This is a genomic window from Rhizobium sp. Root482, assembly GCF_001426565.1.
Lineage (GTDB): Bacteria > Pseudomonadota > Alphaproteobacteria > Rhizobiales > Rhizobiaceae > Pararhizobium.
Genome location: NZ_LMFA01000020.1, coordinates 186,585 through 209,581, shown reverse-complemented (window position 1 = coordinate 209,581; position 22,997 = coordinate 186,585). Strand labels below are relative to the sequence as shown.

Sequence of the window (22,997 nt, the reverse complement as noted above, 5' to 3'; positions counted from 1 at the left end):
GGAAACGGATATTTCGAACCGGCCAGGCCTGCTCCCTATACCGGTCCGCCCCGTGATTATCTGAGAATGTTTCTACTTGTCCGAAAGGACTATCTCAGCCTTTTTCGAAAGGGCGATTATCGTAGCCGCACCACCCAGATGCGTGGCCTCGGGCGGCAACTGGTTGTCGTCAACGTGCCCGAGCAGGTGAAGTACGTGCTTGCGACACGACACGACAATTTCGAGCGCAAGAGCCCCGCGATGCGACGCGCACTGGAATACCTTCTGGGCGATGGGCTTTTCATCTCCGACGGCGAGACCTGGAAGCGCCGGCGACCGCTCGTCAGCGACATCGTTCACAAGAACCGGTTGCCGGACTTTGCTCACCATATGGAAGAGGCAACCCTCGACCTGGTGAAAAGATGGTCCCTGCTGCCGGCGGGCACCCCCGTTGACGCGCTGTCGGAGATGGGCGGCCTGACCGCTGAGATCATCGCGCGCACGGTTTTCGGCGACAAGATGGGACCGGGCGATGCCAATGAGATCGTCGAGGGGTTCAGCAGCTTCCAGGGATTGGTCGACAACATCAACCTTGCCTATGTCGTCGGTTTCAACAACGGCATCCCGCTTCTCAAGACCCCGCGCCTGCGACGGGCGATCGCGCGCGTGCGCAACGTCATCGACCGCGTTGCCACCAACCACCTGGGGGGAAAGACCCAGGATGGCTCGATGCTGGATCTGCTCGTTCGCAGGCAACAGAAGAACCCGGAACTGGGGCTTGATTTGCACGCCCTTCGCAACGAAGCCGCCACGATCTTCATGGCAGGGCAGGAAACCACCGCGTCAGCATTGACATGGGCGTGGTATCTCCTCGCCAACGCGCCCTGGGCCGAGGATGCGCTTCACGCCGAGATAGAGCGAGTTTGCGGGCAGACGCCGCCGACGCTCGCGGATGTTCCGAAGCTCGAATATTGCCGCGCCGTGATAGAAGAAACTTTGCGGCTCTATCCGCCGGTGCCGCTTCTCGGGCGCCAAGCCCGTGATGCCGATCGCATCGGCGACATCGATGTCATCCCCAGCGCCCTCATCACCATATCCCCGTGGCTGCTGCACCGGAATAGCGACCTCTGGAACAAACCGAACCACTTCATTCCGGAACGCTTTCTCGGCGGCCAACGCCCGGTTCCCTATTCCTACATCCCTTTTGCCAGTGGGCCGCGCATCTGCGCGGGGCTTCAGTTCGGGCTGACCGAGTGCATCCTTTGTCTCGCCATTCTGGCGCAGCGTTTCAAGGTGCGGCTTGTGCCGGGCACGAGCGTTCGGCCTGCTTCGAGACTGACATTGCGTCCAATGGGCGGCCTGCCGGTGATGATCCAACCGAGATGAGAAAGAACTTACGAACCAAAACGGACGACCCGGCGCTCGTCACCCGCAAGGCCTTTGTCTGGGAAGACGAAAAGGCGCCGCCATTCTCCGATTTCTTTGCCGGAACGGAGGCTCGGCGGCGTTTCCTCCGCTACTGGATCCATGACACGCTGCGTGACCTGCCAAAACGGCTGAGCTACAACTTGCTTCGGCTGCTTCCGGCACGTCTCGCTTCCGAGCTCGGCGCGCTTCACTATGGAATGATCCGCCCCTTCTTCGGCGCCCGAAATCGGCGCATTGTGGAAAACCTGGCGCGCATACGTCCCGATCTCGACCCTGTCACCATCGCACGCCAAAACTGGCGCGGCAAAGGGCGGGTTATGGCCGAATTCTCCGTCCTCTCGCGCATTGATGCATCCGACGGCATCACGATCGAAGGGGAAGAGAACCTGCTCTCGGTGCATGCGGAAGGCCCTGTCGTCGTGCTTGCTCTGCACCTCGGCAATTGGGAGCTGCTTCCAGCCGTCCTTGGCCGTCTGCAAATCGCTGCCGCCAGCTTCTATATGCCGCCGGAAAGCCGGCTCGAACATCACATCGCCTGCCGCGTCCGGGAAAGCTTCGGCCTGGCGTTGCTGCCCCCCGGCGTAAAAGGTGTGCGCCCTGCGATGAAACGTCTCGCTCAACGCGATGGCGTTGTCGCGATCTTCGGCGATGAAGGCTTCGATGGCCGCATCATGGCGCCGTTTTTCGGACGAACGACGCATCTTTCCGGAAATCTGGCGGTCGCGGTGCGGCTTGCCCGGCATGCCGGCGCACGGATCGTTCCGTTTTATGTGGTGCGCAAGGGCGGCTCGCAGTTCGTCTGTCGCTGGTTGAAGCCGATTGACCTGCCGAAGACGGATACCCCCGGTCTCAAACTGGCCGAGGATGTCGAGCGGCTGAACAGCGTTATCGAGCCCGTTGTCAAACGCCACATCAGCCAATGGTATTTCCTTGACCATGAACTGTGATGTCTGGCCGAGGAAGCGGTTGCTTAAATACGGGTCTGAGGCCGGTCATCGACGTGACGAGACCAGCGATCTTTTCGTCATTGATGTAGCGGCTGCCAGTCTTGATTTTCTCAAAATCCTTGGTCCCGAGATCGAAGAAATCGGTAAACACCATGGAAATCCTTGCTGCCAAGAAAGCGGACGGTCAGATCGTCACCGCCGGTCTTTTGGAAGGCCTTTCTGAGGCGCATCAAAGCCTGCGTCTAGCAAGCCGCGATAGAATCCGGAAATTAGGTTTTGATATCAATAACAAAGAGGTTCGCATTTTCATCCCGGCTGGCGCACCAATTTTTCCAACCGCAATCCCCGCCGACGCTCCATTACGCCCCCTCCCGCACAAACCCCTTGCTCGCCACCATCAAATTCTTAGTATAGTCCTCGCTCAACCGGCCCGCCACCAGATCGGCGGAGGACAGGCGTTCGACGACCTTGCCGTTTTTCATCACCGCCAGCCGTTCGCACATATGGGTGACGACGCCGAGATCGTGGCTGACCATGATATAGGTGAGCTTGCGGTCGCGGCGGACCTGTTCGAGCAGATTGAGAACTTCCGCCTGCACGGAGGCGTCAAGCGCCGAGGTCGGTTCGTCGAGCAGCATGATCTGCGGCTCGATGATCAGGGCGCGGGCGATGGCGATGCGCTGGCGCTGGCCGCCGGAGAGCTGGTGGGAATAGCGGAAGCGGAAGGACGAGCCGAGTCCGACTTCGTCGAGCGCGCGAAGAATGCGCCGTTCCGCGTCCTTGACGCCGTGGATGGCGAGCGGTTCCTGCAAAAGCCGGTCAACCGTCTGGCGCGGATGCAGAGAACCGTAAGGGTCCTGGAACACCATCTGGACCTTGCGGTAGAAATCCCGGTCACGGCGATTGGCGTCCAGGGGCTTTCCATCCAGCATGATGCGGCCGCCGGCAATTGGCGCGAGGCCGGCGACGGCGCGCAGCAGCGTCGATTTTCCCGAGCCGGATTCGCCGACGAGCCCGAAGGATTCGCCGGCCGCGATCTCGATGCTGACAGTGTCCAGCGCCAGGAAATCGTCATAGGCGACGGTGAGGTTTTCGGCTGACAGGATCGCCGTCATAGGGCCCACTCCGGTTGACGGTCGAGCACCGGCAGTGGATGGCGGCTGGTGCCGAGCGTCGGCATGCAGTTGAGCAGGCCCTGCGTATAGGGATGCCTGGCATTGCCGAGATCGGTGGCCGCCAGTTCCTCGACGATCTTGCCCGCATACATGACGATGACGCGGTCGCAGAAGGAGGAGACCAGCCGCAGGTCGTGCGAAATGAAGATCAGCCCCATGCCGCGTTCGGCCACCAGTTCGTCGAGGATGCGCAGCACATCGAGCTGCACCGTGACGTCGAGCGCCGATGTCGGTTCGTCGGCGATCAGAAGTTCCGGCCCGGCGATCAGCATCATGGCGATCATGGCGCGCTGGCCCATGCCGCCGGACACTTCGTGCGGATGCAGGTCGAAGACGCGGGCCGCGTCGCGGATCTGCACCGCTTCCAGCATGGCGATGGCGCGGTCACGGGCTTCGCGCTTGCCGACATTCTCATGGGTGCGCAATGTCTCGACGATCTGGCGGCCGATGCTCATGACCGGATTGAGCGAATATTTCGGATCCTGCAGGATCATGGCGATCCGGCTGCCGCGGAGCGCGCGTCGGGCTTTGGCGGGTGCGCTGAGGAGGTCGATGCCGTCGAAATTCAGCGTCTTGGCGGTTATTTTCGCATGCGCCGGCGTCAGGCCCATGATCGCCCTGCCCGTCTGCGATTTGCCGGACCCACTTTCGCCGACAATGCCAAGCCGTTCGCGGCCGAGCGTGAAGGAGACGCCGCGCACCGCCTCGATCGCCCCGGTGCGGGTCGGGAATGTAACCTTCAGGTTATCGACAGTCAGCATGGTGCTCATTGGCCGCTCTCCCTCGGGTCGAGCGCATCGCGCAGGCCGTCGCCGAGCAGGTTGAAGCCGAGGCTGACGATCAGGATGGCGACACCGGGCATGGTGGCCACCCACCACTGATCGAGGATGAAGCGGCGACCCGACGCGATCATCGCGCCCCATTCCGGCAGCGGCGGCTGCGCGCCGAGGCCGAGGAAGCCCAGGCCGGCGGCGGTCAGGATGATACCGGCCATGTCGAGCGTGACGCGCACGATCAGCGAGGAGACGCACATCGGCATCACATGGCGCAGCACCACGCGCAGCGGCGAGGCACCCATCAGCCGGACGGCGGCGATATAATCGGAATTGCGCACGCTGAGCGTTTCGGCCCGGGCGATGCGCGCATAGGGCGGCCAGGAGGTGATGGCGATGGCGAGAATGGCATTCTCGATGCCAGGCCCCATGGCGGCGACGAAGGCGAGCGCCAGCACCAGCTTGGGAAAGGCAAGGAAGATATCGGTGATCCGCATCAGCACCGCATCCACCCATCCGCCGGCATAGCCGGAGATGGCGCCGACCAGAAGGCCGATGGGCGCTGCGATGATCGCAACCAGTATGATGACCAGCAGCGTCAGCCGCGATCCGTGCAGCAGGCGGGAAAGAATATCCCGGCCCTGGTCGTCGGTGCCGAGCAGATAGCCCTCGGTTCCCGGCGGCAAGAGGCGCGCGCCGCCAAGATCGCCGATAACAGGCGAATGCGGCGCCAGCACATCGGCAAAGATCGCCAGCAGCACCAGAAGCACGATGATGCAGAGACCGGCGACCGCCAGCCGATTTGCCGAAAATCGCCGCCAGGTCATGTAGGCCCGGCCAAGCCGTGCCTGCAGCCGCGATTGCGGCCGGTCCGACATCAGCCATTCGCGGCGGCTCAGCGCCCGTGGCGGGTCTTGGAGTGTCTGGCTCATCGTGCGCGCGTCCGCGGGTCAAGGGTCCGGTAGAGAAGATCGGACAGGATATTGATGGCGATGAACACCGAACCGATGACGATGGTGCCGCCAAGCACGGCATTCATATCGGCGTTCTGAAGCGAATTGGTGATGTAGAGTCCAAGCCCCGGCCAGGCAAAGACTGTTTCGGTAAGCACGGAGCCTTCGAGCAATCCGGCATAGGAAAGCGCGATCACCGTCACCAGCGGCACGGCGGCATTGCGCAGCGCGTGCCCCCAGATGATGCGGGTCTCCGACAGGCCCTTGGCGCGCGCCGCGACGATATATTCCTGCCCCAATTCGTTCAGCATGAAGCTGCGGGTCATGCGGCTGATATAGGCAAGCGAGAAATAGCCGAGCAGGCTGGCCGGCAGGATGATGTGCTGGAAGACATCCCAGAACACCGACCATTGTCGCTGCCAGAGCGTATCGATCAGGTAAAGGCCGGTGGTGGGCGTGAAACTGTACTCGTTGACGATATCGATGCGGCCGGGATAGGCAACCCAGCGCAGCTTCGCATAGAACAGCAGGAGCGATAGCAGCGCCAGCCAGAAGATCGGCACGGAATAGCCGATCAGGCCGACAACCCGCACGATCTGGTCGGCGATGCTGCCGCGCTTGACGGCGGCCAGCACTCCGAGCGGCACGCCGACGAGGCTGCCGATGATCGTTCCGACGGTGGCCAGTTCCAGCGTTGCCGGAAAGACCCGGCGAATATCCACCATGACGGGATTGGTCGTCAGCACGGAGGTGCCGAAATTCCCCGACAGCGCGTCCTTGACGTAGATGAAGAACTGCACATAGAGCGGCTTGTTGAAGCCCAGCAATTCGCGGGTGCGCTCCACCACATGCGCCGGGGCGCGGTCGCCGAGAATGGCCAGGACCGGATCGACGGGAATGACCCGCCCGATGAAGAATGTCACGGCCAGCAAGCCGAAATAGGTCGTGACGATGACGACCAGGAAGCGCAGGACGCCCATGATCGCACCATTGGCACGGGCGCGTTTGCGCCCGGCCGTTTGCGTGGTTTCGGTAATGGTCAACGGACTATCCTTCGTGGTCCGTTACTTGGTCACCGGTCCGACGTAATTGGTGTCGAAGCTCGGACCGAGCTTGTAGTTCTTCAGGTTGGCGCGATAGCCGGCCACTTCCGTCTGCTGGAAGATGATGACGAAGGGACCTTTTTCGAGCACGGACTTCTGCAGGCTCTGATACATTTCGGCGCGCTTGGCATTGTCCTTTTCCAGGAGCGCTGCCTTGGTCTCTTCCGTCAGTTCTGGAACGTCCCAGGCATTGCGCCAGGCAAGCGTCTTGTTCTTGCCCTCGTCCGAATTGTCCGGGTTGGTCGTAAACGTCTCGGCATTCGAGTTCGGGTCGAAATAATCCTGGCCCCACTGGCCGATATACATGTCATGGGTGCGGGCGCGATATTTGGTCAGCGTCTGCTTGCCGTCGCCCGGCAGGATTTCCAGCTTTACGCCGGCCTGTCCCAGCGTCTGCTGGAAGGATTCGGCAATGCCGGTGACCGGTTGGGTGTTGCGCACATCCATGGTCACGGAGAAACCGTCGGCGAGGCCGGCCTTGGCCAGCAGTTCCTTGGCCTTGGCGACGTCGAGCTTGTAGGGATTTTCATCGAGTTCGCCGAGAACGCCCTTCGGCAGGAAGGTCTGATGGATCTCGCCGATGCCCTTGATCAGGGTCGCGCCGATCGCGTCGTAATCGACCAGGTATTTGAAGGCTTCAATGACTTCCGGCTTGGCCAGATCGGCATTCTTCTGGTTGAGGCTGATGTAATAGACGGTGCCCTTCGGCGCGCTTGCCAGGGCAAGATCGGCATTCTTGGAAACCGCATCCATGTCACCCGGCTCGAGATTGCGGGCAACATCGATATCGCCGGCCTCCAGCGCCAGTCGCTGGCCGGAGCTTTCCTTCATGTGACGGTAGATGACGCGGGCAAGGCCTGCCTTTTCGCCATGATAATTGTCGTTGCGCTCAAGAACGACCACTTCATTGGCGCGCCATTCGCGCAGCTTGAAGGCACCCGAGCCGGCATAGCCGGTCTTCAGCCAGGCATTGCCGAAATCATTGTCGTATTTGTATTCGTCCGATGGCGTCACCGGCTCGACATGTTCGAGCACCAGTTTCTTATCGACCACCGAGGCGACGGTCGCCGTCAGGCAGTTGAGCACGAAGCTCGGCGCATAGGGCTTGTCGACGGTGAAGACGAAGGTCGTTTCATCCGTGGCCTTCGCCTTTTCGGTGACGTTATCACCGGTCAGGCCGAACTGGGTAAGGATGAAGGCAGGGCTCTTGTCGATCTTGACTGCACGCTCGAAGGACCAGGCGACATCCTCGGCGGTGAGCGGATTTCCGGAGGCGAATTTCAGGCCGGGTTTCAGCTTGAACGTATAGGTGAGGCCGTCATCCGAAACCGTCCAGCTTTCGGCGAGGTCGCCCTTGATCTTGGAGGTATCGTTGAGGTCGAGGCGGACGAGCAGGTCATAGGTATTGCTCGTCATCTCGGCGGTCGAAAGCTCGAAGGCCTCGCCCGGGTCCATGCTGATAATGTCGTCGAAGGCAAAACCCTCGACCAGCGTATCGGCCGGCGTTTCGGCAAAGGCCGGCGCGCCTGCCATCACGATCAGCGACATGGCGGCGCTCGTGGCGAGCACGCGGAAATGCTTGTTCAGTGAGTGCATCATCGTTCTGTTCCCTCTTTCAGGCCCATTCTGGGTCTCGGTTTCCACGTCAGTCATCGGGCTCAGGCGGCTTCGTGCCATGCCTGGGCCAAAACCCGCAGCCAGTTTTCCCGGCAGATCTTCGTCAGTTCGGCGTCACCATATCCGGCGGCCCGCAAGGCGGCAATCAGGTTCTGGTTGCCGCCCGCGTCGGCGATTTCCTCCGGGATCGTTGCGCCGTCGAAATCCGAGCCGAGCGCCACGCAGTCGATCCCCATGCGCTCGACCATGTAATCGACATGGCGCACCATGTCCGACAGCGGCGTCGCGGCATTTTCCTGGCCATCGGGCCGCAGCATCGTGGTGGCATAGTTCAGCCCGGCCAGACCCTTGCTGTCGCGGATCGCATCCAGTTGGCGGTCCGTCAGGTTGCGGGCAACCGGCGTCAGGGCATGCGCGTTGGAATGGCTGGCGATGAGCGGCTGGTCGGTGGTCTTCGCCACGTCCCAGAAACCCTTTTCGGTGATATGCGCAAGGTCGATCAGGATACCGAGGCGGTTGCACTCCCGAACGAGCGCAAAGCCCGCATCGGTGAGGCCCGGGCCGGTGTCCGGGCCCATCGGAAAGGCAAAGGGAACGCCATGGCCGAAAATATTGTTGCGGCTCCAGACCGGCCCGAGCGACCGCAATCCGGCGGCATGGAATGTCTCGAGGGCAGCAAGGTCCGCGCCGATCGCCTCACAGCCTTCCATATGCAGGACGGCCGCAAAGATATCATTGGCCATGGCAGCTCTTATATCGGCAGTGGAGCGGCAGAGCTTCCAGGCGCCCGCCCGGTCGAGACGCAGGGCGATGGCCGCGAATTCAAGGGCGATATCGAGGGAAGGCTGGCGCTCCAGCGGTTCGGACAGCGGCGTGATGTAATGACCATTCTCGTCGGGGGTTTTCAGCACCAGATGATCGGACGGGATGTAGATCGCCGTCAATCCGCCGGCAAGGCCGCCTCGCCTGGCGCGCGGTCCGTCTATATGCCCCTCGGCGATTCCATCCTTGAACTCCAGGACGGGGTCGGCGCCGTTCCTGGCATTGCTCCACAATCTCAGCAACACATCATTGTGGCCGTCGAAAACCGCCTGCATCCGGAAAATTCCTGCTTATCTGATCTATGAAATGGGAAATCCCATTTTTGTCCGATTGGTCAAAAACGGATGCTATTGAATTGCAGGGCGAATAACAATGCGCTCCTCGCAATATTCCACACGGTAAAAACGACTTAGAAACAGCGGCTTGCGCGCTACCGTCGATCGTCAGGCAGATAAAAGGCGCAGCTAATGCGCGAAAATTCCAGGAGAGGCAGGCGTCCCTCTTCCTTGAAACAAACGCCATCGCCAGACTGGCGCGCGGCCCTTGGAGCGAACTTCAAAACTCTTTAGGATAAGCCGGCAAACAACAGGACGCCCGCATGAACCTCAAGGAATTCGCAAACCGGCTCGGACTGTCGCAGACGACGGTCAGCCGCGCCCTAAGCGGCTATCCGGAGGTCAAGCAGGCGACGCGCGAACGGATTTTGAAGGCAGCGCTGGAACACGGCTACAGGCCGAACACCAGCGCACTCGGCCTTGCCACCGGCCGTGTCGGCGCGATCGGCATCGTGCTCAAGGGCGGCGGCGAGTTCGGCCCGCATACCAGCGAATTCATGGGCGGGCTTGGCGGACGGCTGCAGCAGGAGGAAATCGATATCCTGGTATCGACGGTCGATTCACAGGAGGCGGAGCTCAGCACCTATCGGCGTCTTGCGGCCAGCAAGCGCGTCGATGCCGTCATCCTGCATTCACCCTTCGTCGACGACCCCCGCATCGCGCTGCTCGATGCGCTGCGCCTGCCCTTCCTCGTCCATGGACGCACCAATTCGGAGGGCGATTTCGGCTGGCTCGATATCGACAATTTCAGCGCCGTGCGCCAGGCGACCAGCCATCTCCTCGATCTCGGCCACCGCCGCATCGCGCTCCTCAACGGCTATCGCGGCCGGATCTTCGCCGAGCATCGGCAGCAAGGCTACCAGACCGCCCTTGAAGACCGTGGCGTGGCAATGGATCCGGCGCTTGCCGGGCACGGCGAATTCACCGACGAGATGGGCTTCCGGTTGATGCAGGGTTTTCTGAAGCTGGACCGGAGACCCACGGCCGTCGTCGCCGGCTCGATGATGTCGGCGCTAGGCGCGATGCGGGCGATCCGGATCGCAGGCCTGAAGGTGGGCGACGACATCTCGCTCATCGCCCATGACGACGTCTTCCCCTATATCAGCCCCGATCACCTCGTGCCGACACTTTCGACGACGCGCTCGTCGATCCGCGCCGCCGGCGCGCGGATCGGGGAAATGGTGCTGGAACTCCTGCGCGGTACGCCGGCCGAGAACCTTCGCGAGGTCTGGCCCGTCGAACTGGTCATCCGCAACTCGACGGCACCGGCGGGCAAAGCCTGATCAGACAGAAAGTTCGCGGCGTTCCCTCTCCGTCACCAGGGCAAGATCGAGAACCTTCTGGAGGTCGGCGGCGTGCCGGAACCCGGGTTCCGCCGTCTTGCCCGCCCGGATGGCGTCGATAAACCGCTGGTAGTTGGTGAACACGGTACCGGCATCGACGCTCTTCCAGATGCCCTTTTCGATGCCTTCGCCGACACAGGCCTTCAGGCTCGAGCCTTCGGGTGTATGGATCACTTCGAGCGCGCCCTTGTCGCCATGCATGCGCAGGCGCAGTTCGTTGAGATGGCCGACTGCCCAGCGGCTGGCGTGAATGACGCCCATGGCGCCGTTGCCGAATTCGGCGGTCATGGTGAAGCTGTCATTGGCATCGAGATCATATTCGCCGATGCGGTTGCCGGGTGCCTTCTCGAAGGTCTTCAGCCGGGCAAAGACATGGTCGATATCGGTTGCCGCGCCGTAACCGGCAAAATCGAGAATATGGATGCCGACATCGCCCAGAACGCCGTTCGAGCCATGCTTGGTCGAGAGCCGCCAGAGCCATTGCGATTCCGTCGACCAGTCGCCCCAGGCCTTCGAGACCAGCCAGCTCTGCAGATAGGATGCCTCGATATGGCGCACCTTGCCGATCTCGCCGGCAAGCACCATCTGGCGCGCCTTCTGGACCTCGGCGACATTGCGATAAGTGAGATTGACCATTGTCACCAGGCCCGACTTTTCCGCCGCCGTCGCCATCTCGTCGGCCTTGGCATAATCCTCGGCCAGCGGCTTTTCGCAAAGCACATGCTTGCCCGCAGCCAGGAGTTTCATCGTCGTCGGGTAATGGATCCTGTCCGGCGTCACATTGGCCACCGCGTCGAATTCGCCCCAGGCCAGCGCCTCGTCGAGAGAAGCAAAGCAGTTGGCGATATCATGGCGCAGCGCAAAGGCGCGCACCCGCGCAAGATCGACATCGACGGCGGCGACGATCTGGACATCCGCCATGGTCGCGAAATTCATCGCATGGGTGTTAGCCATGCCGCCGGTGCCGAGAATGAGAAGGCGAATGGGCTGCATCACTTGTAGCCTTCCTCGCCGGCCTGGTGCAGCTTCGGGCCGCGCTCGACGATCGGCTCCAGTGCCTCTTCGACCGGCACATTGGGTGCATCGTGAATGGCGCTATAGGTGCCCTGCCGATTGTGCGCCCATTTCACCGAATTGCGCAGCACCTTCTGGACATTGGCATCGTGATAGGTCGGATAGGTTTCGTGGCCGGGGCGGAAATAGAAGATATTGCCGGCGCCGCGCCGCCAGGTCAGGCCTGAGCGAAACACCTCGCCGCCGGCAAACCAGGAGATGAATACGGTCTCCAGTGGCTCCGGCACGGAGAACTGCTCACCATACATTTCCTCGTTTTCCAGCACGAAATTGCTGTCCAGCCCCTCGGCGATCGGGTGGCGCGGATTGATCACCCAGACGCGTTCGCGCTCGCCGGCTTCCCGCCATTTCAGGGCGCAAGGCGTTCCCATCAGCCGCTTGAAGGGCTTTGAAAAATGGCCCGAATGCAGCACGATCAAGCCCATGCCCTCCCAGACGCGCCGGGCGACGCGCTCGACGATCTCGTCGTCCACCGCGCCATGATCCTTGTGGCCCCACCAGACGAGCACATCGGTCCGTGCCAGACGCTCCACGCTCAGGCCGTGCTCCGGCTCCTGCAGCGTCGCCGTCGTCGCCTCGATGGTCGGATCGGTATTGAGCGCGGCGGCGATCGTGTTGTGCATGCCATTCGGGTAGATCTCGCGAACGACCGCATTGGTCTGCTCGTGGATATTCTCGCCCCAGACAATCGTCCTGATGGTCATGGTCAACTCCTGTCGTCCGCCTGATTTGAAACCGCTTTCAATTCGAAGCGATAAAACCCGGTGCCAGCTTTTGCAAGTGGAAATCGGGCATTTCGAATTGTTTAGTGGAAGGTGGATTTAGAAAAGAGATTGAGGATGACAACCCCGGCAATGATCAATCCCAGTCCCAGAATGGCCGCGAAATCAAGCGTCTGCCCGAAGACAAAATATCCGACGAGGGAGATGAGGACGATGCCGAGCCCGCTCCAGATCGCATAGGCGATCCCCACCGGTATGACCCGCAATGTCGAGGACAGGAAATAGAAGGCGATGGCATAGCAGGCGATCATGATCAGCGTCGGCACCAGCCTGGTGAAATGCTGGGCGGCCTGCATGGCGGATGTGCCCAGCACCTCGAAGACGATGGCGGCGATCAGCATGGCGTAGACCAAAGAGGGGCTCATCTGCGGCTCCGGAAGATCATTGCAGCGAAAGGGTGTGAAGATGGGCTTGCATCGCCTGGCGGTCCTGCCGGGCGATGTCATGGCTTTCGATCAGATCCGCCAGCCAGAGACCGTCGGCGGTCAGCCGTGCAAGCTGGCAGGCGGTGGACGAATCCGTTTCGGCGAAGGCTGCGGCCTGGCCGCTCACCCATTGCCGCCAGCGCGCCCTGAGAAGCGGCTCGGACAGGAGCGCCATCGTCAGAACCTGCCAGCTCTCCGCATCGTCCTCATCCTGCTGCGCAAAGACAAGCGAGACATAGGCACGGGTGAAACGGCCGCGAACGACGGAGTCCTTTTCCATTTCCACGGCAATCGCCGCATCGAACTTGGCCGTGAGATGGTCGAAAAGCCCATCGAGCAAGGCCATGCGATTGGGGAAATGGTGCAGCAGCCCGCCCTTGCTGACGCCCGCTGCCTGTGACACCGCATCGAGCGTGACGCCGCCGGCTCCTTCCCGACGCGACAGGCGCGCGGCCACTTCCAGCAATTGCCGGCGAACGAGTTCTGGTTGTTTTTTCCGTTGATGTGCCGTAGACATTTGCGCATAAAATACCGTCTGGACGGTTTGTCAAGACGATGTGCAGGTGATGTTCGATGACGATGAACGCGGCAACGCTTTACGATGCGATCGGCGGCGACGCTGGCGTCCGCACCCTGACGGATCGGTTTTACGAATTGATGGACACGCTGCCGGAGGTGGCCGCCTGCCGGGCGCTACACCCGGCTGATCTTTCCGGTAGCCGTGAGAAATTCTACGAATATCTGACGGGCTGGCTCGGCGGTCCGCCCCTCTATACGGAAAAGCGCGGCCATCCGATGTTGCGCCGCCGGCATTTCGCAGCCGCGATCGGGCCGCGCGAACGGGATGAATGGCTGCTCTGCTTTACGAGAGCCCTGGACGAAACCGTTTCCCACCCGCAATTGCGGACCATCATCCTGGAACCGGTCACGCGACTTGCCCATCATATGCAGAACAGGGACGAATGAGCATGCGCAACAGCCTGACGCGATCGGCAGCACTTTTGATGGCAGGAATAATGGGAGCGGTCGGCATCGCCAGCGCTGCGGCTGCTTCCCACAGCGCCGAGCCGCGCCTGCTCGCCAACGCCTCGGCAATGTGCCTTGCCCATGCGCCTGCCCTCATCGCCCTTTATGCCGCCTGGCCGTTCCTGCGGACCGCCGGACTGGCGATCCTGCTGCTTTCAGCCGGTACATCGCTGTTTGCCGCCGATCTGTTCATGCGGCATTTCCTCGGTCACGGACTATTCCCGATGTCGGCGCCGTTGGGCGGCATGGTGATGATCGCCGGATGGCTGGCGGTGGCCGCCGGCGCGTTTTTCAGGCGCGCCGATCACTGATCTCGCAGGTCAGGAAAGACGAAGCCGGGACAAGCGGAAATTAATTGCCGCTGCTGCGCCGCTCGTTCAGATCCAGCAAAGCCCGCTCCAGGCTCGACTTGCTGCCATTGCGCAGGGGCACGAAAGCCTTGCCCCACTTCTTGCAGCCGGTCTTTACCCGCAGACACGCATCATGGCTGATACAGTCGATCGGGCAGAAGACGCAGTCGACCGAGGGAAGGATATGGTCGATCCGTGAAACGGCCTCGCGCAGGCCGCCATCGTGATGAATCAGTTCGGCGCCGTGGGACGTGGCGATCTGGCGCAGATGCGCCACCTGGCAGTCCCGGCCACCGACATAGAGGAAGCTGCGGCCTTCAAGCTGGGATTTTCCCGCTGCATCGGCGGCGGGCGCGGCCTGAGCTTGCTCCTCCCGGCCCTGCTTGCGCTTCGGCTTGAGCTTTTGCCGTTTGTCGACCATGTCCGTCTCCGCTTGCTCTGACGATCGCGTTCGGCAGATCGTGGAGGCACCCTAGAAAACATCCGGATCGGTGTAAAGATAAACATGACTGTAAATATCATGTTTTATTGAGGCAATCTCGAATGACGGAAAAAGGCCCTTGAAACGCTGCGATCCGGGCTTGGTCAGCGCCCGAAAGCCAAGGGAATGGTGAAAGGCCAGCGCTTGCGTTCGGCGCCTTGCGGGATCGCTGGAAACGGAGCTGCGCGTTCGACGGCTTCCAGTGCCGCCTGGTCGAGAATCGCCGAACCGGAACTTTTGGCGATGCTCACGCTGCTGACCGATCCGCTCGAAGACAGGGCAAAACTCACCTGGACGACGCCTCGAATTTTCTCGCGCTTGGCCTTGGCAGGATAGCGGAAGGCACGCTGCAGCTTGGAGCGGACCTTGCCTGGGTAATTGGACACGGCGGCATTGCCCGACTGTCGGGACACGGTTCCTTTCTTGCCTTTGGCGGCGCCGGCGGCGGTGGCGGTCTCGATGCCATCGGCATTGCCCTTCTTCCGGGACGCCTGAGCCTTGCCCTCCTCGCCCGCTTTTCGCTTGGCCGTCTTCTTCTCCGGCTGTTCCTTGTCGGGCTTCGCCTTGACCTCCGGCTTCCTTTCCGGCTCCGGCGCTAGCGCCTTCGTCTCGACAGGCTGCTCGGGCTTTTCCTGGGGGATGACGGTCGCCGCCGCCATCGTGGCCACGGTCGCGGTGAATTGCGGATCTTCGGCGGCGATCGGCGCGATCTCTTCCTGGGGGATAATCACATCCGCTTCCGCCGGAATGACCTCCTCCGGCACGGGTGCCAACGGCTGCGAACTCACCGGCACGGCTTCGGCCGTCTCGATCGGCTCCGGGGCGATCGGCTCGATCTCTTCCGGCTGGTCATCGAGAGGATCGTCGGGCTTTCCGGCCTCGATCATGTCTTCGAAGGCATTGCCGATGATCGCCACCTCCATTGCCTCGCCGCCGGCGACCAGGACCGGCTCCGGTTCCGGCTGCAACAGCTTGGCCGCTCCCGCATGCGCCAGGAGGGAAAGCACGATCGCCGCAGTCCATTTCAACCCGTTGCTCATCACCGTCACCTATGCCGATATCCTGTCAGCCCTTGAGGACGACGGAGGATTTGGAACCGGTCTTCAATGCCTTCATGCAGGCGCCGGGCGACACACCCTCGCCCTCGCAAACCGGCGCATCGTTGATCAGCAGGCTGTTCACATCCGCGCATTTCGTTCCCGGCAGGTCGAACTGGCGAACCTTCGTCTTGCCGGCCGGCACATCGCGGAAATCGAGAACGGCCATGCGCTCGACAAGGCCCTTGGCATCGAAAAGCACAAATTCGAAGGAAAGCCTCGCCAGAGACTGCGGCAGCCCGTTATCCGCGACGAAGGTCAGCTTGCAGCCCTTTTCGGATGGCGCCAGCTCGTTGATCTCGATCGTCAATTGTCCGGATGCCGTATTGTCCTGGGCCAGTACGGCCGTGCCCGAACACAAAGGAAGGGCAAGCAACAGGGCCGGCAGTCGAGCAAATCTCTTCATGGTTGTCGTCCTTTCATGCCGCCGATCCGGCCTGCCTGGTTCGGGCCTCGCCGACAGGACGTTTAAACTTGAGTATCAAAATCCTGTATTGCGTCCATAATAAAAGATGAGTAATGAAGTCAAGATAGAAACCCGAAGACATTGCCCAAACGGGGAAAAACTCCGCTGGGCTGCATGAACAGGACCGCAAGCCTGTGATACCGAGTGAAACGAAAACCATGCCGGTTGCCACGCCGGCGTTCCCGAGCCAGCACATCATCGAAAGCCGCGATCTCTTTCGCGGAGGGACGGAGGTGCTGATTGCGCATGACGGTGCCATCTACCGCATGAAAATCACCCGCCAGGGCAAACTGATCCTGAACAAATAGGCCAAGACATATGAGCGCTTCGACCCGTCCGACCCCGTCCGAAATCCGTGCCTACCGGGCTGCCAATCCCAAGATGCGCGAACGCGACATCGCCGCTCAGCTGGGCATATCCGAAGCGGCGCTGGTCGCGGCCGAATGCGGCCTGACGGCGATTCGCATCCACGGCGACGCCAACCGTTTCCTCGATCATGCGGCGTCGCTCGGCGAGGTCATGGCGCTGACCCGCAACGAAAGCGCCGTTCATGAAAAGATCGGCGTGTTCGAAAACATCAAGACCGGCAAGCATGCGGCCATTGTTCTCGGCGAAAATATCGACCTGCGTGTCTTCCCTGGCGCCTGGGCGCATGGGTTCGCCGTCACCAAGACGGATGGCGAGGACCTGCGCCGCAGCCTGCAGTTCTTCGACAAGCAGGGAACGGCCGTCCACAAGATCCATATGCGCCCGGCCTCCAATCTTGATGCCTACCAGGCGCTGGTCGAAGCCCTGAAGCTTGACGACCAGTCGCAGGAATTCGTTCCGGCAAGCCTTGAAAGCGAGGCGGAGAAGGACAGCCAGCCTGTGGATATCGCGGCCCTGCGCGACGCGTGGAGCAAGATGACCGATACGCATCAGTTCCACGGCCTGTTGCGCAAGCTGAAGCTCGGTCGCCAACAGGCGCTGCATTCGGTCGGCAAGGATTTCGCCTGGCGACTGCCGGCAAGCTCCGTCGAGGAAATGATGCGCGCGGCCGCGGAGATCAGCCTGCCGATCATGTGCTTCGTCGGCAATCCCGGCGTGATCCAGATCCATTCCGGCCCGGTCACGGAGATCAAGACCATGGGCCCATGGCTGAACGTGATGGATCCGACCTTCCATCTTCACCTGCGCGTCGATCGCCTCGCCGAAGTCTGGGCCGTGCGCAAGCCGACCGCCGATGGCCATGTCACCTCGCTCGAGGCGCTCGACGACCAGGGCGAAATGGTCATCCAGTTCTTCGGAAAGCGCAAGGAAGGCGTTGCCGAACGGGAGGAATGGCGTGCCATCATGGAAGGCGTGACCCCGCTCGATGTCACCGTCGCGGCGTAAAGGAAGAGACCATGAAACCGCCCTATGACCTGCGCCGGCTGCGGCCCTGGGAACTGGCCCTGACGGGGCTTGCGCTTTGTGCGCCTCTCCTCCTGCCCCTTGCCTGGCAGGCAAGCCCGGCCTTCGTCGGCGCGGCCATCGCGCAGGACATGCAGGAGGCCGACACCAGCCGCCTCGTCTCGGTCGGCGGCGCCGTCACCGAAATCGTCTATGCGCTCGGCGAGGAGGAAAGGCTGGTTGGCCGCGATTCCACCAGCGTCTATCCCGAGGCCGCGATGAAACTGCCGGATGTCGGCTATATGCGGCAATTGTCGGCGGAGGGGGTGATGGCCATCAATCCGAGCGCCATCATCGCCGTGGAAGGCAGCGGCCCGCCGGAAACACTGACGGTGCTCGAAAATGCCGACATCCCCTTCCGCATGGTTCCGGAAACCTATGATCGCAGCGGCATCCTGACGAAAATCCGCACTGTCGGTGATTTTCTCGGCGTTCCGGAAAAGGCGGCCGACCTTGCCGGCAAGGTCGAAGCCGATCTCGATGCGGCGATCGCCGATGCCGCCGGCCGCCCGGAAAGCGAACGCAAGCGCGTTCTCTTCATTCTCAGCATGCAGGACGGCAAAATCCTGGCATCCGGCTCGGGAACGGCCGCCGACGCCATCATCGCGCTCTCCGGCGCCATCAACGCCACATCGGCATTTCCCGGCTACAAGGCCTTGTCCGACGAGGCAATCATCGAGGCCAAGCCGGACGTCGTGCTGATGATGACGCGCAGCGGTGGCCATGCCGCCACCGATGATGAACTGTTCGCCCATCCGGCGTTGAGCCTGACACCTGCCGCCAAGACACAGGCGGCGATCCGCATGGACGGGCTGCACCTGCTCGGCTTCGGGCCGCGCACTGCCGGCGCGGTGCGCGAACTCAATGCGGCGATCTACGGGAAAAACCCGAATGCCTCCCAGTGAAATGGCCATCGAACAAGGCCGCTTGCGCGCCCATGCCGCCCGTTTGAAAGCGGGCTGGCGGGGCGGTGACCGGTCGCTTCTGGCGCAGGTGCTGCTGCTTGCGCTCCTGCTTTTGGCCGCCATGGTCTTTTCAGGCTCGATCATGACGGGAGCCGCAGACGCATCACTTGGAAACGTGGTGCGCTGGCTCCTCGGCATGGCCGGCGCCGACCAGGCGTTGAGCGTCCGCGACCGCATCATCATTCTCGATATCCGCCTGCCGCGCGCGATATTGGGTTTTCTCGTGGGCGCGTCCCTTGCCGTCTCCGGGGCCGTCATGCAGGGACTTTTCCGCAATCCGCTGGCCGATCCCGGCCTGGTCGGCGTCTCCTCCGGCGCCGGGCTCGGCGCGGTCCTGATGATCGTGCTCGGCAGCTCGTTTTTCGGCCCGCTCTTTGCCCTGTTCGGCTTCTATGCACTGCCGGTCGCCGCCTTCCTCGGCGGTCTCGCAACGACGCTGCTGCTCTACCGGATCGCCACCCGCGGCGGCCAGACCTCGGTCGCCACCATGCTGCTTGCCGGCATCGCGCTCGGCGCCCTTGCGGGTGCCGCCACCGGCGTCCTCGTCTTCATGGCCGATGACAAGCAGTTGCGCGACCTTACGTTCTGGGGCCTCGGCTCGCTGGCCGGCGCCAACTGGACGAAAATCCTTTCGGCCGGCCCGATCATCCTCCTGTCGCTGTCCGTCGTTCCCTTCCTGGCCCGCGGACTCAATGCGTTGACGCTCGGCGAGGCAACCGCCTTCCACATGGGCATATCGGTGCAGCGTCTGAAGAACACCGCCATCGTCAGCGTCGCCGCCTCCACCGGCGCTTCCGTGGCCGTCAGCGGCGGCATCGGCTTTGTCGGCATCGTCGTGCCGCATGTGCTGCGGCTCGTCATCGGCCCGGACCATCGCTACCTCCTGCCCGCTTCAGCACTTCTCGGCGGTACATTGCTGATCTTCGCCGACATGGTGGCGCGGACCCTCGTTTCGCCGGCGGAACTGCCGATCGGCATCATCACGGCCTTCGCCGGCGCGCCGTTCTTCCTCTGGGTGCTGCTGCGCGGGCGCACGCATATGGGTATCTGAGACGATGATCAGGGCAAGCAATCTGTCCGTGCGGCTTTCCGGCAAGCCGGTGCTGCACGGCGTCGGCATCGAGGCAAAAGCAGGTCAACTCACCGCAATCGTCGGCCCCAATGGTTCGGGCAAGACCACCAGCCTCAAGGCGATTGCCGGCGAATTGCCCTATGAAGGCACGGTCAGCATCAATGGTCACGATATTTCCCGGCTGAAGCCATGGCAGCTTGCGCTGAAACGCGCGGTCCTGCCGCAATCCACGGTGATCTCCTTTCCCTTCACGATCCGCGAGATCGTCGGCATGGGGCTTTCCGTGGGGACAAGGACCGCTGACGGAAAGAATGACGAGATCGTCAAGTCGGCGCTCGAGGCCGTCGATCTCTCGGGCTTTGCCGGCCGGCTCTACCAGGAGCTTTCGGGTGGCGAGCAACAGCGTGTCCAGCTTGCGCGCGCGCTCTGCCAGATCTGGGATCCGCTGCGCGACGGCGAGCCGGCCTTCCTTTTGCTGGACGAGCCGGTCTCCAGCCTCGACATCCGCCATCAGCTGACGATCATGCGCCTCGCGCGCGATTTCTGCCGGCGCGGCGGCGGCGTGGTCGCGATCATGCATGATCTCAATCTGACCGCGATGTTTGCCGACCGGATGATCATGATGAAGGCCGGCCGCGTCCAGGCGGCCGGGGCGCCCAACGAGGTGATGACCGACGCCATGGTGGAAAAGGTCTTCGGCTGCGCGATGCGGGTCAACACCACGCCGCACGAACCCGTTCCCTTCGTGCTGCCCCACACGGCTTTGGGTTGAGACACAGGCTGCTCTGATGGAACCAAACAGGCGATGGCGCGTTGTCGTGACGAACCGTCGATGGAGCGATTTCCTCGCCTGTCGGCATGACCGCAACGGGGACGGTTTTCAATCCTTTCCCGCCGCATGAAGGAGCATCACCATGGCAGCAGGCCTTTTTTCCGGCGCGCGGAAGCGTAACGGCTTCCTCGACGCACCGATCGAGGACCAGATCAGCGATATTCGCGACGAAATGGCTGCCCTTGCCAAGATGCTCTCGAAACACGGCTCCAATGCCTCCAGCGATGTACGCGCCAAGGCGCATGACGCCCGTGACCACGTCGAAAGCGGCGTCTACGATCTCCTTGAATCAGGTGAGCAACTGCTTTCGGAACTGCGCAATCGCTACGCATCGACCGAGAAACAGGTTCGCCACACAGTTCGTGAACATCCGCTCGCCACGCTTGGCGCCGCTGCCGCCGTCGGCCTCCTGATCGCCGCCCTCGTTCGCCGCTAACGCAATTCAAAACCTGGCAACCGCCCGAGATTCGTCGGGCGGTATTTCTCGCATCGGAAACCGAGCGTCATTGATGGCATCGGTCCTTCCATACAGGTCTCTTCCACTTGGAGAATAAAATGGGTCCTTTGGCCGCCATGCTTTCGGCTCTCGTGGTCACAGATATCGGCACCACGATTTCGCGCTACAAGCGCAATGGCGCCATGTGGCTACTGGCCTCCCTGCTCTTCATGACGGCCTACCTGTTCGCGCTCGTGGCCGGCGCCATCTATCTCAGCACCCTCTATACGCCGCTGGAAGCGACGATCATCCTTGCCGTCGCCTCGCTGGTGCTCGGTCTGGTCATCGTCGGCGTCATCTACTGGCTGAATGCGCGGGATCGGCGCGTGGCCGCGGAGCGCCGCAGGCGATCCCAGTCCCAAACGGGACTGGCGGTCGCGACCGCGCTTGCCGTCTTCCGCAAGCGCCCCCTTCTTGCTGCCGGCATGGCGGTCGGGCTCGGCACGGCGCTCGGGCTTCTGGGAAAATCCGGAAACCGGGATCATTCGTAACAAGGCGGCCCGCTGCGCCTAAAGCGGCAAACGGACGATCGCGGTCAATCCGGCCGGCAGATATTCGACCTTCACCGAACTGCCCATGACCTTGTCCAGGCTGCGCTCGATCAGGATGGACCCGAAACCGCGCCGCGCCGGCTCGTCTACCGGCGGACCACCCACTTCGGTCCAGGTCAGATGCAACACTCGGCGCCCCTCTTCCTCGACCCCACGCGCAGTGAGGACGATCTTGCCCCCCGACACCGACAGGGCGCCGTATTTTGCCGCATTGGTCGCCAGTTCATGGAGAACCAGTCCAAGCCCCACGGCCTGGTCCGGGCCCAGCGAAATCTCGTCCTTGTGGATTTCGATCTGCTTTTGGTAGTCCCGGACATGGGGGCCTAACTGCTTGGCCAACAGGGTCGATAATCTGATCTCGCCCCATTCATGATCCGAAAGCAGCCCATGCGCCTCCGAAATCGCCTGCAGTCGGCCCGCAAATGCGGTCATGAATTCCTGCGGATCGCTGGTCTGCCGCAACGTCTGGCGAGCGAGTGATTGCAGCATGGCGAGCGTGTTCTTTACCCGATGATTGAGCTCGCGCAGCAGCAATCGCGTCCGCTGCGTCGTTTTCTGCTCCTCGGTCACGTCGATATTGATGCCGAGAAAAACGGCCGGCTTGCCGGTCGCATCACGTTCGTGCACGCGGCCCCGTCCGAGCAGCCAGCGCCCTGTCGCGGCAACGCGGAAGTGTCCGTTATATTCCTCCCCTTGCGACATGGCAGACCGCAGCTTCGACAGCGCGGATATGCGATCTTCGGGGTGAATGGCGGCAAACACGTCCTTTGCCTGGACGCTCCTGGCGGGCGGCATGCCGAACATGCTGAGCATCGCCTGGTTGCAGGAAACCATGCCGGTGCGGATGTCCCACAGCCAGCTGCCGACATTGGCTGCATCCAGCGCCATCGCATGGCGCCGCTCGTCGCGGGAAAGGACAGCCTCTTTGAGCGCGCGCTGGCGGGCATCATGCTTGAGCTTGAAAAGCGTGGCGGCCATACGCGACAGGCGCTGCAACTGCACCAGAAGCTCGGGCGCAACATCGGCGCGCGGCTTGACGTCGAAAACACAGATCGTTCCCACCGGCTGCTCGTCGATGACGAGCGGCACGCCGGCGTAGAAACGCAGGAAAGGCGCTCCCACCACCCGCGCCTGATCTGAAAAGCGGGGATCGGCGGTGGCATCGCCGACGACCAGCGCTTCGCCCTCGGGCCTGGCAATCGTGTGGATACAGAAGGATTGCGCCGCAGGCGCCTGTGTCTCGTCTGTGCCCACCGCCGCCTTGAACCACTGGTCCTGCGCGTCGATCAGCGTCACCAGCGCCACGGGAGCGCCAAAGAGACTGGCTGCTATATGGGCAATATCGGAAAAATCACCATCGGGTTCATCCATATCCGAAACGAGCGCCCGCAGGACGTCGAGCCGTTGCGCCGATGTCAACACAGCCGCTGCCTGCAGATCGTTGGAGGTTTCAGTCATCAAATTCACACCCAGC

The 22,997-nt window shown here is 62.2% G+C and carries 27 protein-coding genes; 12 read left to right on the top strand and 15 right to left on the bottom strand.

The features are described from left to right. The first annotated feature begins 66 nt into the window (after nt 1-66). Together ASD31_RS13215 and ASD31_RS27120 are read left to right on the top strand one after the other, a co-directional pair. Nucleotides 67-1,365: a cytochrome P450 gene (locus tag ASD31_RS13215; RefSeq protein ID WP_244483846.1), complete on the top strand. Its 1,299-nt coding sequence runs from the start codon at nt 67-69 to the stop codon at nt 1,363-1,365. Next, on the top strand, nt 1,362-2,354 hold the full coding sequence (locus ASD31_RS27120; protein WP_056334179.1) for a lysophospholipid acyltransferase family protein: 993 nt from the start codon (nt 1,362-1,364) through the stop codon (nt 2,352-2,354). The genes ASD31_RS13215 and ASD31_RS27120 overlap by 4 nt, the downstream gene beginning before the upstream one ends. Here the strand turns inward: ASD31_RS27120 and ASD31_RS25995 are convergent. From ASD31_RS25995 to ASD31_RS13180, 7 genes are all read right to left on the bottom strand, one after another. Next, nucleotides 2,320-2,508: a hypothetical protein gene (locus ASD31_RS25995; RefSeq protein WP_162251158.1), complete on the bottom strand. Its 189-nt coding sequence runs from the start codon at nt 2,506-2,508 to the stop codon at nt 2,320-2,322. The genes ASD31_RS27120 and ASD31_RS25995 overlap by 35 nt on opposite strands. Nucleotides 2,509-2,713: 205 nt before the next feature. Beyond that, nucleotides 2,714-3,469 (bottom strand): ABC transporter ATP-binding protein, encoded by a 756-nt coding sequence (locus ASD31_RS13205; RefSeq protein ID WP_056334176.1) that lies wholly within the window; start codon nt 3,467-3,469, stop codon nt 2,714-2,716. Beyond that, complete coding sequence (locus ASD31_RS13200; protein ID WP_056334173.1) at nt 3,466-4,299, bottom strand: ABC transporter ATP-binding protein; 834 nt, start codon at nt 4,297-4,299, stop codon at nt 3,466-3,468. The genes ASD31_RS13205 and ASD31_RS13200 overlap by 4 nt, the downstream gene beginning before the upstream one ends. Then, nucleotides 4,296-5,234, bottom strand: a complete 939-nt coding sequence (locus ASD31_RS13195) for an ABC transporter permease (RefSeq protein WP_056334170.1) — start codon at nt 5,232-5,234, stop codon at nt 4,296-4,298. Before ASD31_RS13195 ends, ASD31_RS13200 begins: the two co-directional genes overlap by 4 nt. After that, on the bottom strand, nt 5,231-6,298 hold the full coding sequence (locus ASD31_RS13190; RefSeq protein WP_056334167.1) for an ABC transporter permease: 1,068 nt from the start codon (nt 6,296-6,298) through the stop codon (nt 5,231-5,233). The genes ASD31_RS13195 and ASD31_RS13190 overlap by 4 nt, the downstream gene beginning before the upstream one ends. A 21-nt stretch (nt 6,299-6,319) precedes the next feature. Then, nucleotides 6,320-7,957, bottom strand: a complete 1,638-nt coding sequence (locus ASD31_RS13185; protein WP_056334164.1) for an ABC transporter substrate-binding protein — start codon at nt 7,955-7,957, stop codon at nt 6,320-6,322. Between the two features lie 59 nt (nt 7,958-8,016). Then, complete coding sequence (locus ASD31_RS13180) at nt 8,017-9,072, bottom strand: dipeptidase (RefSeq protein WP_056334160.1); 1,056 nt, start codon at nt 9,070-9,072, stop codon at nt 8,017-8,019. A 323-nt stretch (nt 9,073-9,395) separates the two neighbouring features. On the opposite strand from ASD31_RS13180, the gene ASD31_RS13175 reads away from it, so the two are divergent. Then, nucleotides 9,396-10,415 carry a substrate-binding domain-containing protein gene (locus ASD31_RS13175; RefSeq protein WP_056334157.1) on the top strand — a complete coding sequence of 340 codons (1,020 nt, stop codon included), beginning with the start codon at nt 9,396-9,398 and terminating at the stop codon, nt 10,413-10,415. On the opposite strand, the gene ASD31_RS13170 is transcribed toward ASD31_RS13175, so the two are convergent. The 4 genes from ASD31_RS13170 to ASD31_RS13155 form a co-directional block, all read right to left on the bottom strand. Next, nucleotides 10,416-11,459 (bottom strand): Gfo/Idh/MocA family protein, encoded by a 1,044-nt coding sequence (locus ASD31_RS13170; RefSeq protein WP_056334709.1) that lies wholly within the window; start codon nt 11,457-11,459, stop codon nt 10,416-10,418. An 8-nt stretch (nt 11,460-11,467) separates the two neighbouring features. Then, the gene (locus ASD31_RS13165; protein WP_056334154.1) at nt 11,468-12,253 is read right to left on the bottom strand and encodes a ThuA domain-containing protein; all 786 of its coding nucleotides are present in this window, start codon (nt 12,251-12,253) and stop codon (nt 11,468-11,470) included. Nucleotides 12,254-12,354: 101 nt separating this feature from the next. Continuing rightward, nucleotides 12,355-12,696 carry a DMT family transporter gene (locus ASD31_RS13160; RefSeq protein ID WP_056334151.1) on the bottom strand — a complete coding sequence of 114 codons (342 nt, stop codon included), beginning with the start codon at nt 12,694-12,696 and terminating at the stop codon, nt 12,355-12,357. Nucleotides 12,697-12,712: 16 nt separating this feature from the next. Further along, entirely contained in the window at nt 12,713-13,273 is a 561-nt protein-coding gene (locus ASD31_RS13155; RefSeq protein WP_056334148.1) for a TetR/AcrR family transcriptional regulator, read from the bottom strand. 56 nt (nt 13,274-13,329) lie between these two features. Between ASD31_RS13155 and ASD31_RS13150 the strand changes: the two genes are divergently transcribed. Together ASD31_RS13150 and ASD31_RS13145 are read left to right on the top strand one after the other, a co-directional pair. Continuing rightward, nucleotides 13,330-13,722 carry a group II truncated hemoglobin gene (locus tag ASD31_RS13150; protein WP_056334145.1) on the top strand — a complete coding sequence of 131 codons (393 nt, stop codon included), beginning with the start codon at nt 13,330-13,332 and terminating at the stop codon, nt 13,720-13,722. Between the two features lie 2 nt (nt 13,723-13,724). Continuing rightward, the gene (locus tag ASD31_RS13145; protein WP_056334142.1) at nt 13,725-14,093 is read left to right on the top strand and encodes a DUF423 domain-containing protein; all 369 of its coding nucleotides are present in this window, start codon (nt 13,725-13,727) and stop codon (nt 14,091-14,093) included. Between the two features lie 40 nt (nt 14,094-14,133). On the opposite strand, the gene ASD31_RS13140 is transcribed toward ASD31_RS13145, so the two are convergent. From ASD31_RS13140 to ASD31_RS13130, 3 genes are all read right to left on the bottom strand, one after another. Next, nucleotides 14,134-14,553 (bottom strand): DUF2325 domain-containing protein, encoded by a 420-nt coding sequence (locus ASD31_RS13140; protein ID WP_056334140.1) that lies wholly within the window; start codon nt 14,551-14,553, stop codon nt 14,134-14,136. Nucleotides 14,554-14,717: 164 nt separating this feature from the next. Continuing rightward, entirely contained in the window at nt 14,718-15,653 is a 936-nt protein-coding gene (locus ASD31_RS13135) for a TonB family protein (RefSeq protein WP_056334137.1), read from the bottom strand. Between the two features lie 25 nt (nt 15,654-15,678). Next, nucleotides 15,679-16,116 (bottom strand): hypothetical protein, encoded by a 438-nt coding sequence (locus tag ASD31_RS13130; RefSeq protein WP_056334132.1) that lies wholly within the window; start codon nt 16,114-16,116, stop codon nt 15,679-15,681. A gap of 194 nt (nt 16,117-16,310) precedes the next feature. On the opposite strand from ASD31_RS13130, the gene hemP reads away from it, so the two are divergent. The 7 genes from hemP (at nt 16,311) to ASD31_RS13100 (ending at nt 21,463) form a co-directional block, all read left to right on the top strand. Then, nucleotides 16,311-16,484: a hemin uptake protein HemP gene (hemP, locus tag ASD31_RS25515; RefSeq protein WP_082520559.1), complete on the top strand. Its 174-nt coding sequence runs from the start codon at nt 16,311-16,313 to the stop codon at nt 16,482-16,484. Nucleotides 16,485-16,494: 10 nt separating this feature from the next. Beyond that, complete coding sequence (locus ASD31_RS13125; protein ID WP_056334129.1) at nt 16,495-17,550, top strand: hemin-degrading factor; 1,056 nt, start codon at nt 16,495-16,497, stop codon at nt 17,548-17,550. A gap of 11 nt (nt 17,551-17,561) precedes the next feature. After that, complete coding sequence (locus ASD31_RS13120) at nt 17,562-18,512, top strand: heme/hemin ABC transporter substrate-binding protein (RefSeq protein ID WP_056334128.1); 951 nt, start codon at nt 17,562-17,564, stop codon at nt 18,510-18,512. After that, on the top strand, nt 18,499-19,623 hold the full coding sequence (locus ASD31_RS13115; RefSeq protein ID WP_056334125.1) for a FecCD family ABC transporter permease: 1,125 nt from the start codon (nt 18,499-18,501) through the stop codon (nt 19,621-19,623). The genes ASD31_RS13120 and ASD31_RS13115 overlap by 14 nt, the downstream gene beginning before the upstream one ends. A 4-nt stretch (nt 19,624-19,627) precedes the next feature. Then, a complete protein-coding gene (locus tag ASD31_RS13110) occupies nt 19,628-20,416 on the top strand; it encodes a heme ABC transporter ATP-binding protein (protein ID WP_056334122.1) in 789 nt (262 codons plus the stop codon). A gap of 142 nt (nt 20,417-20,558) precedes the next feature. Then, nucleotides 20,559-20,912, top strand: coding sequence for a DUF883 family protein (locus tag ASD31_RS13105; protein WP_056334119.1), 354 nt, complete (start codon nt 20,559-20,561; stop codon nt 20,910-20,912). Nucleotides 20,913-21,031: 119 nt separating this feature from the next. Beyond that, nucleotides 21,032-21,463 (top strand): hypothetical protein, encoded by a 432-nt coding sequence (locus ASD31_RS13100; RefSeq protein WP_056334115.1) that lies wholly within the window; start codon nt 21,032-21,034, stop codon nt 21,461-21,463. An 18-nt stretch (nt 21,464-21,481) separates the two neighbouring features. Here ASD31_RS13100 and ASD31_RS13095 read toward each other — a convergent pair whose 3' ends face one another. Continuing rightward, nucleotides 21,482-22,981 (bottom strand): sensor histidine kinase, encoded by a 1,500-nt coding sequence (locus ASD31_RS13095; RefSeq protein WP_056334112.1) that lies wholly within the window; start codon nt 22,979-22,981, stop codon nt 21,482-21,484. Between the last annotated feature and the right edge of the window lie 16 nt (nt 22,982-22,997).

Bases quoted from the DNA above. Each gene is read 5' to 3' on its own strand.
- ASD31_RS13130 (WP_056334132.1), bottom strand. From the start codon at position 16,116: ATGAAGAGATTTGCTCGACTGCCGGCCCTGTTGCTTGCCCTTCCTTTG.
- ASD31_RS13160 (WP_056334151.1), bottom strand. From the start codon at position 12,696: ATGAGCCCCTCTTTGGTCTACGCCATGCTGATCGCCGCCATCGTCTTC.
- ASD31_RS13100 (WP_056334115.1), top strand. From the start codon at position 21,032: ATGGGTCCTTTGGCCGCCATGCTTTCGGCTCTCGTGGTCACAGATATC.
- ASD31_RS13185 (WP_056334164.1), bottom strand. From the start codon at position 7,957: ATGATGCACTCACTGAACAAGCATTTCCGCGTGCTCGCCACGAGCGCC.
- ASD31_RS13215 (WP_244483846.1), top strand. From the start codon at position 67: ATGTTTCTACTTGTCCGAAAGGACTATCTCAGCCTTTTTCGAAAGGGC.
- ASD31_RS13195 (WP_056334170.1), bottom strand. From the start codon at position 5,234: ATGAGCCAGACACTCCAAGACCCGCCACGGGCGCTGAGCCGCCGCGAA.
- ASD31_RS13180 (WP_056334160.1), bottom strand. From the start codon at position 9,072: ATGCAGGCGGTTTTCGACGGCCACAATGATGTGTTGCTGAGATTGTGG.
- ASD31_RS13175 (WP_056334157.1), top strand. From the start codon at position 9,396: ATGAACCTCAAGGAATTCGCAAACCGGCTCGGACTGTCGCAGACGACG.
- ASD31_RS13120 (WP_056334128.1), top strand. From the start codon at position 17,562: ATGAAACCGCCCTATGACCTGCGCCGGCTGCGGCCCTGGGAACTGGCC.
- ASD31_RS13115 (WP_056334125.1), top strand. From the start codon at position 18,499: ATGCCTCCCAGTGAAATGGCCATCGAACAAGGCCGCTTGCGCGCCCAT.
- ASD31_RS13145 (WP_056334142.1), top strand. From the start codon at position 13,725: ATGCGCAACAGCCTGACGCGATCGGCAGCACTTTTGATGGCAGGAATA.
- ASD31_RS13110 (WP_056334122.1), top strand. From the start codon at position 19,628: ATGATCAGGGCAAGCAATCTGTCCGTGCGGCTTTCCGGCAAGCCGGTG.
- ASD31_RS13205 (WP_056334176.1), bottom strand. From the start codon at position 3,469: ATGACGGCGATCCTGTCAGCCGAAAACCTCACCGTCGCCTATGACGAT.
- ASD31_RS13125 (WP_056334129.1), top strand. From the start codon at position 16,495: ATGAGCGCTTCGACCCGTCCGACCCCGTCCGAAATCCGTGCCTACCGG.
- ASD31_RS13135 (WP_056334137.1), bottom strand. From the start codon at position 15,653: ATGAGCAACGGGTTGAAATGGACTGCGGCGATCGTGCTTTCCCTCCTG.
- ASD31_RS13155 (WP_056334148.1), bottom strand. From the start codon at position 13,273: ATGTCTACGGCACATCAACGGAAAAAACAACCAGAACTCGTTCGCCGG.
- ASD31_RS13140 (WP_056334140.1), bottom strand. From the start codon at position 14,553: ATGGTCGACAAACGGCAAAAGCTCAAGCCGAAGCGCAAGCAGGGCCGG.
- ASD31_RS13095 (WP_056334112.1), bottom strand. From the start codon at position 22,981: ATGACTGAAACCTCCAACGATCTGCAGGCAGCGGCTGTGTTGACATCG.
- ASD31_RS25995 (WP_162251158.1), bottom strand. From the start codon at position 2,508: ATGGTGTTTACCGATTTCTTCGATCTCGGGACCAAGGATTTTGAGAAA.
- ASD31_RS13105 (WP_056334119.1), top strand. From the start codon at position 20,559: ATGGCAGCAGGCCTTTTTTCCGGCGCGCGGAAGCGTAACGGCTTCCTC.
- ASD31_RS13200 (WP_056334173.1), bottom strand. From the start codon at position 4,299: ATGAGCACCATGCTGACTGTCGATAACCTGAAGGTTACATTCCCGACC.
- ASD31_RS13150 (WP_056334145.1), top strand. From the start codon at position 13,330: ATGACGATGAACGCGGCAACGCTTTACGATGCGATCGGCGGCGACGCT.
- ASD31_RS13165 (WP_056334154.1), bottom strand. From the start codon at position 12,253: ATGACCATCAGGACGATTGTCTGGGGCGAGAATATCCACGAGCAGACC.
- ASD31_RS27120 (WP_056334179.1), top strand. From the start codon at position 1,362: ATGAGAAAGAACTTACGAACCAAAACGGACGACCCGGCGCTCGTCACC.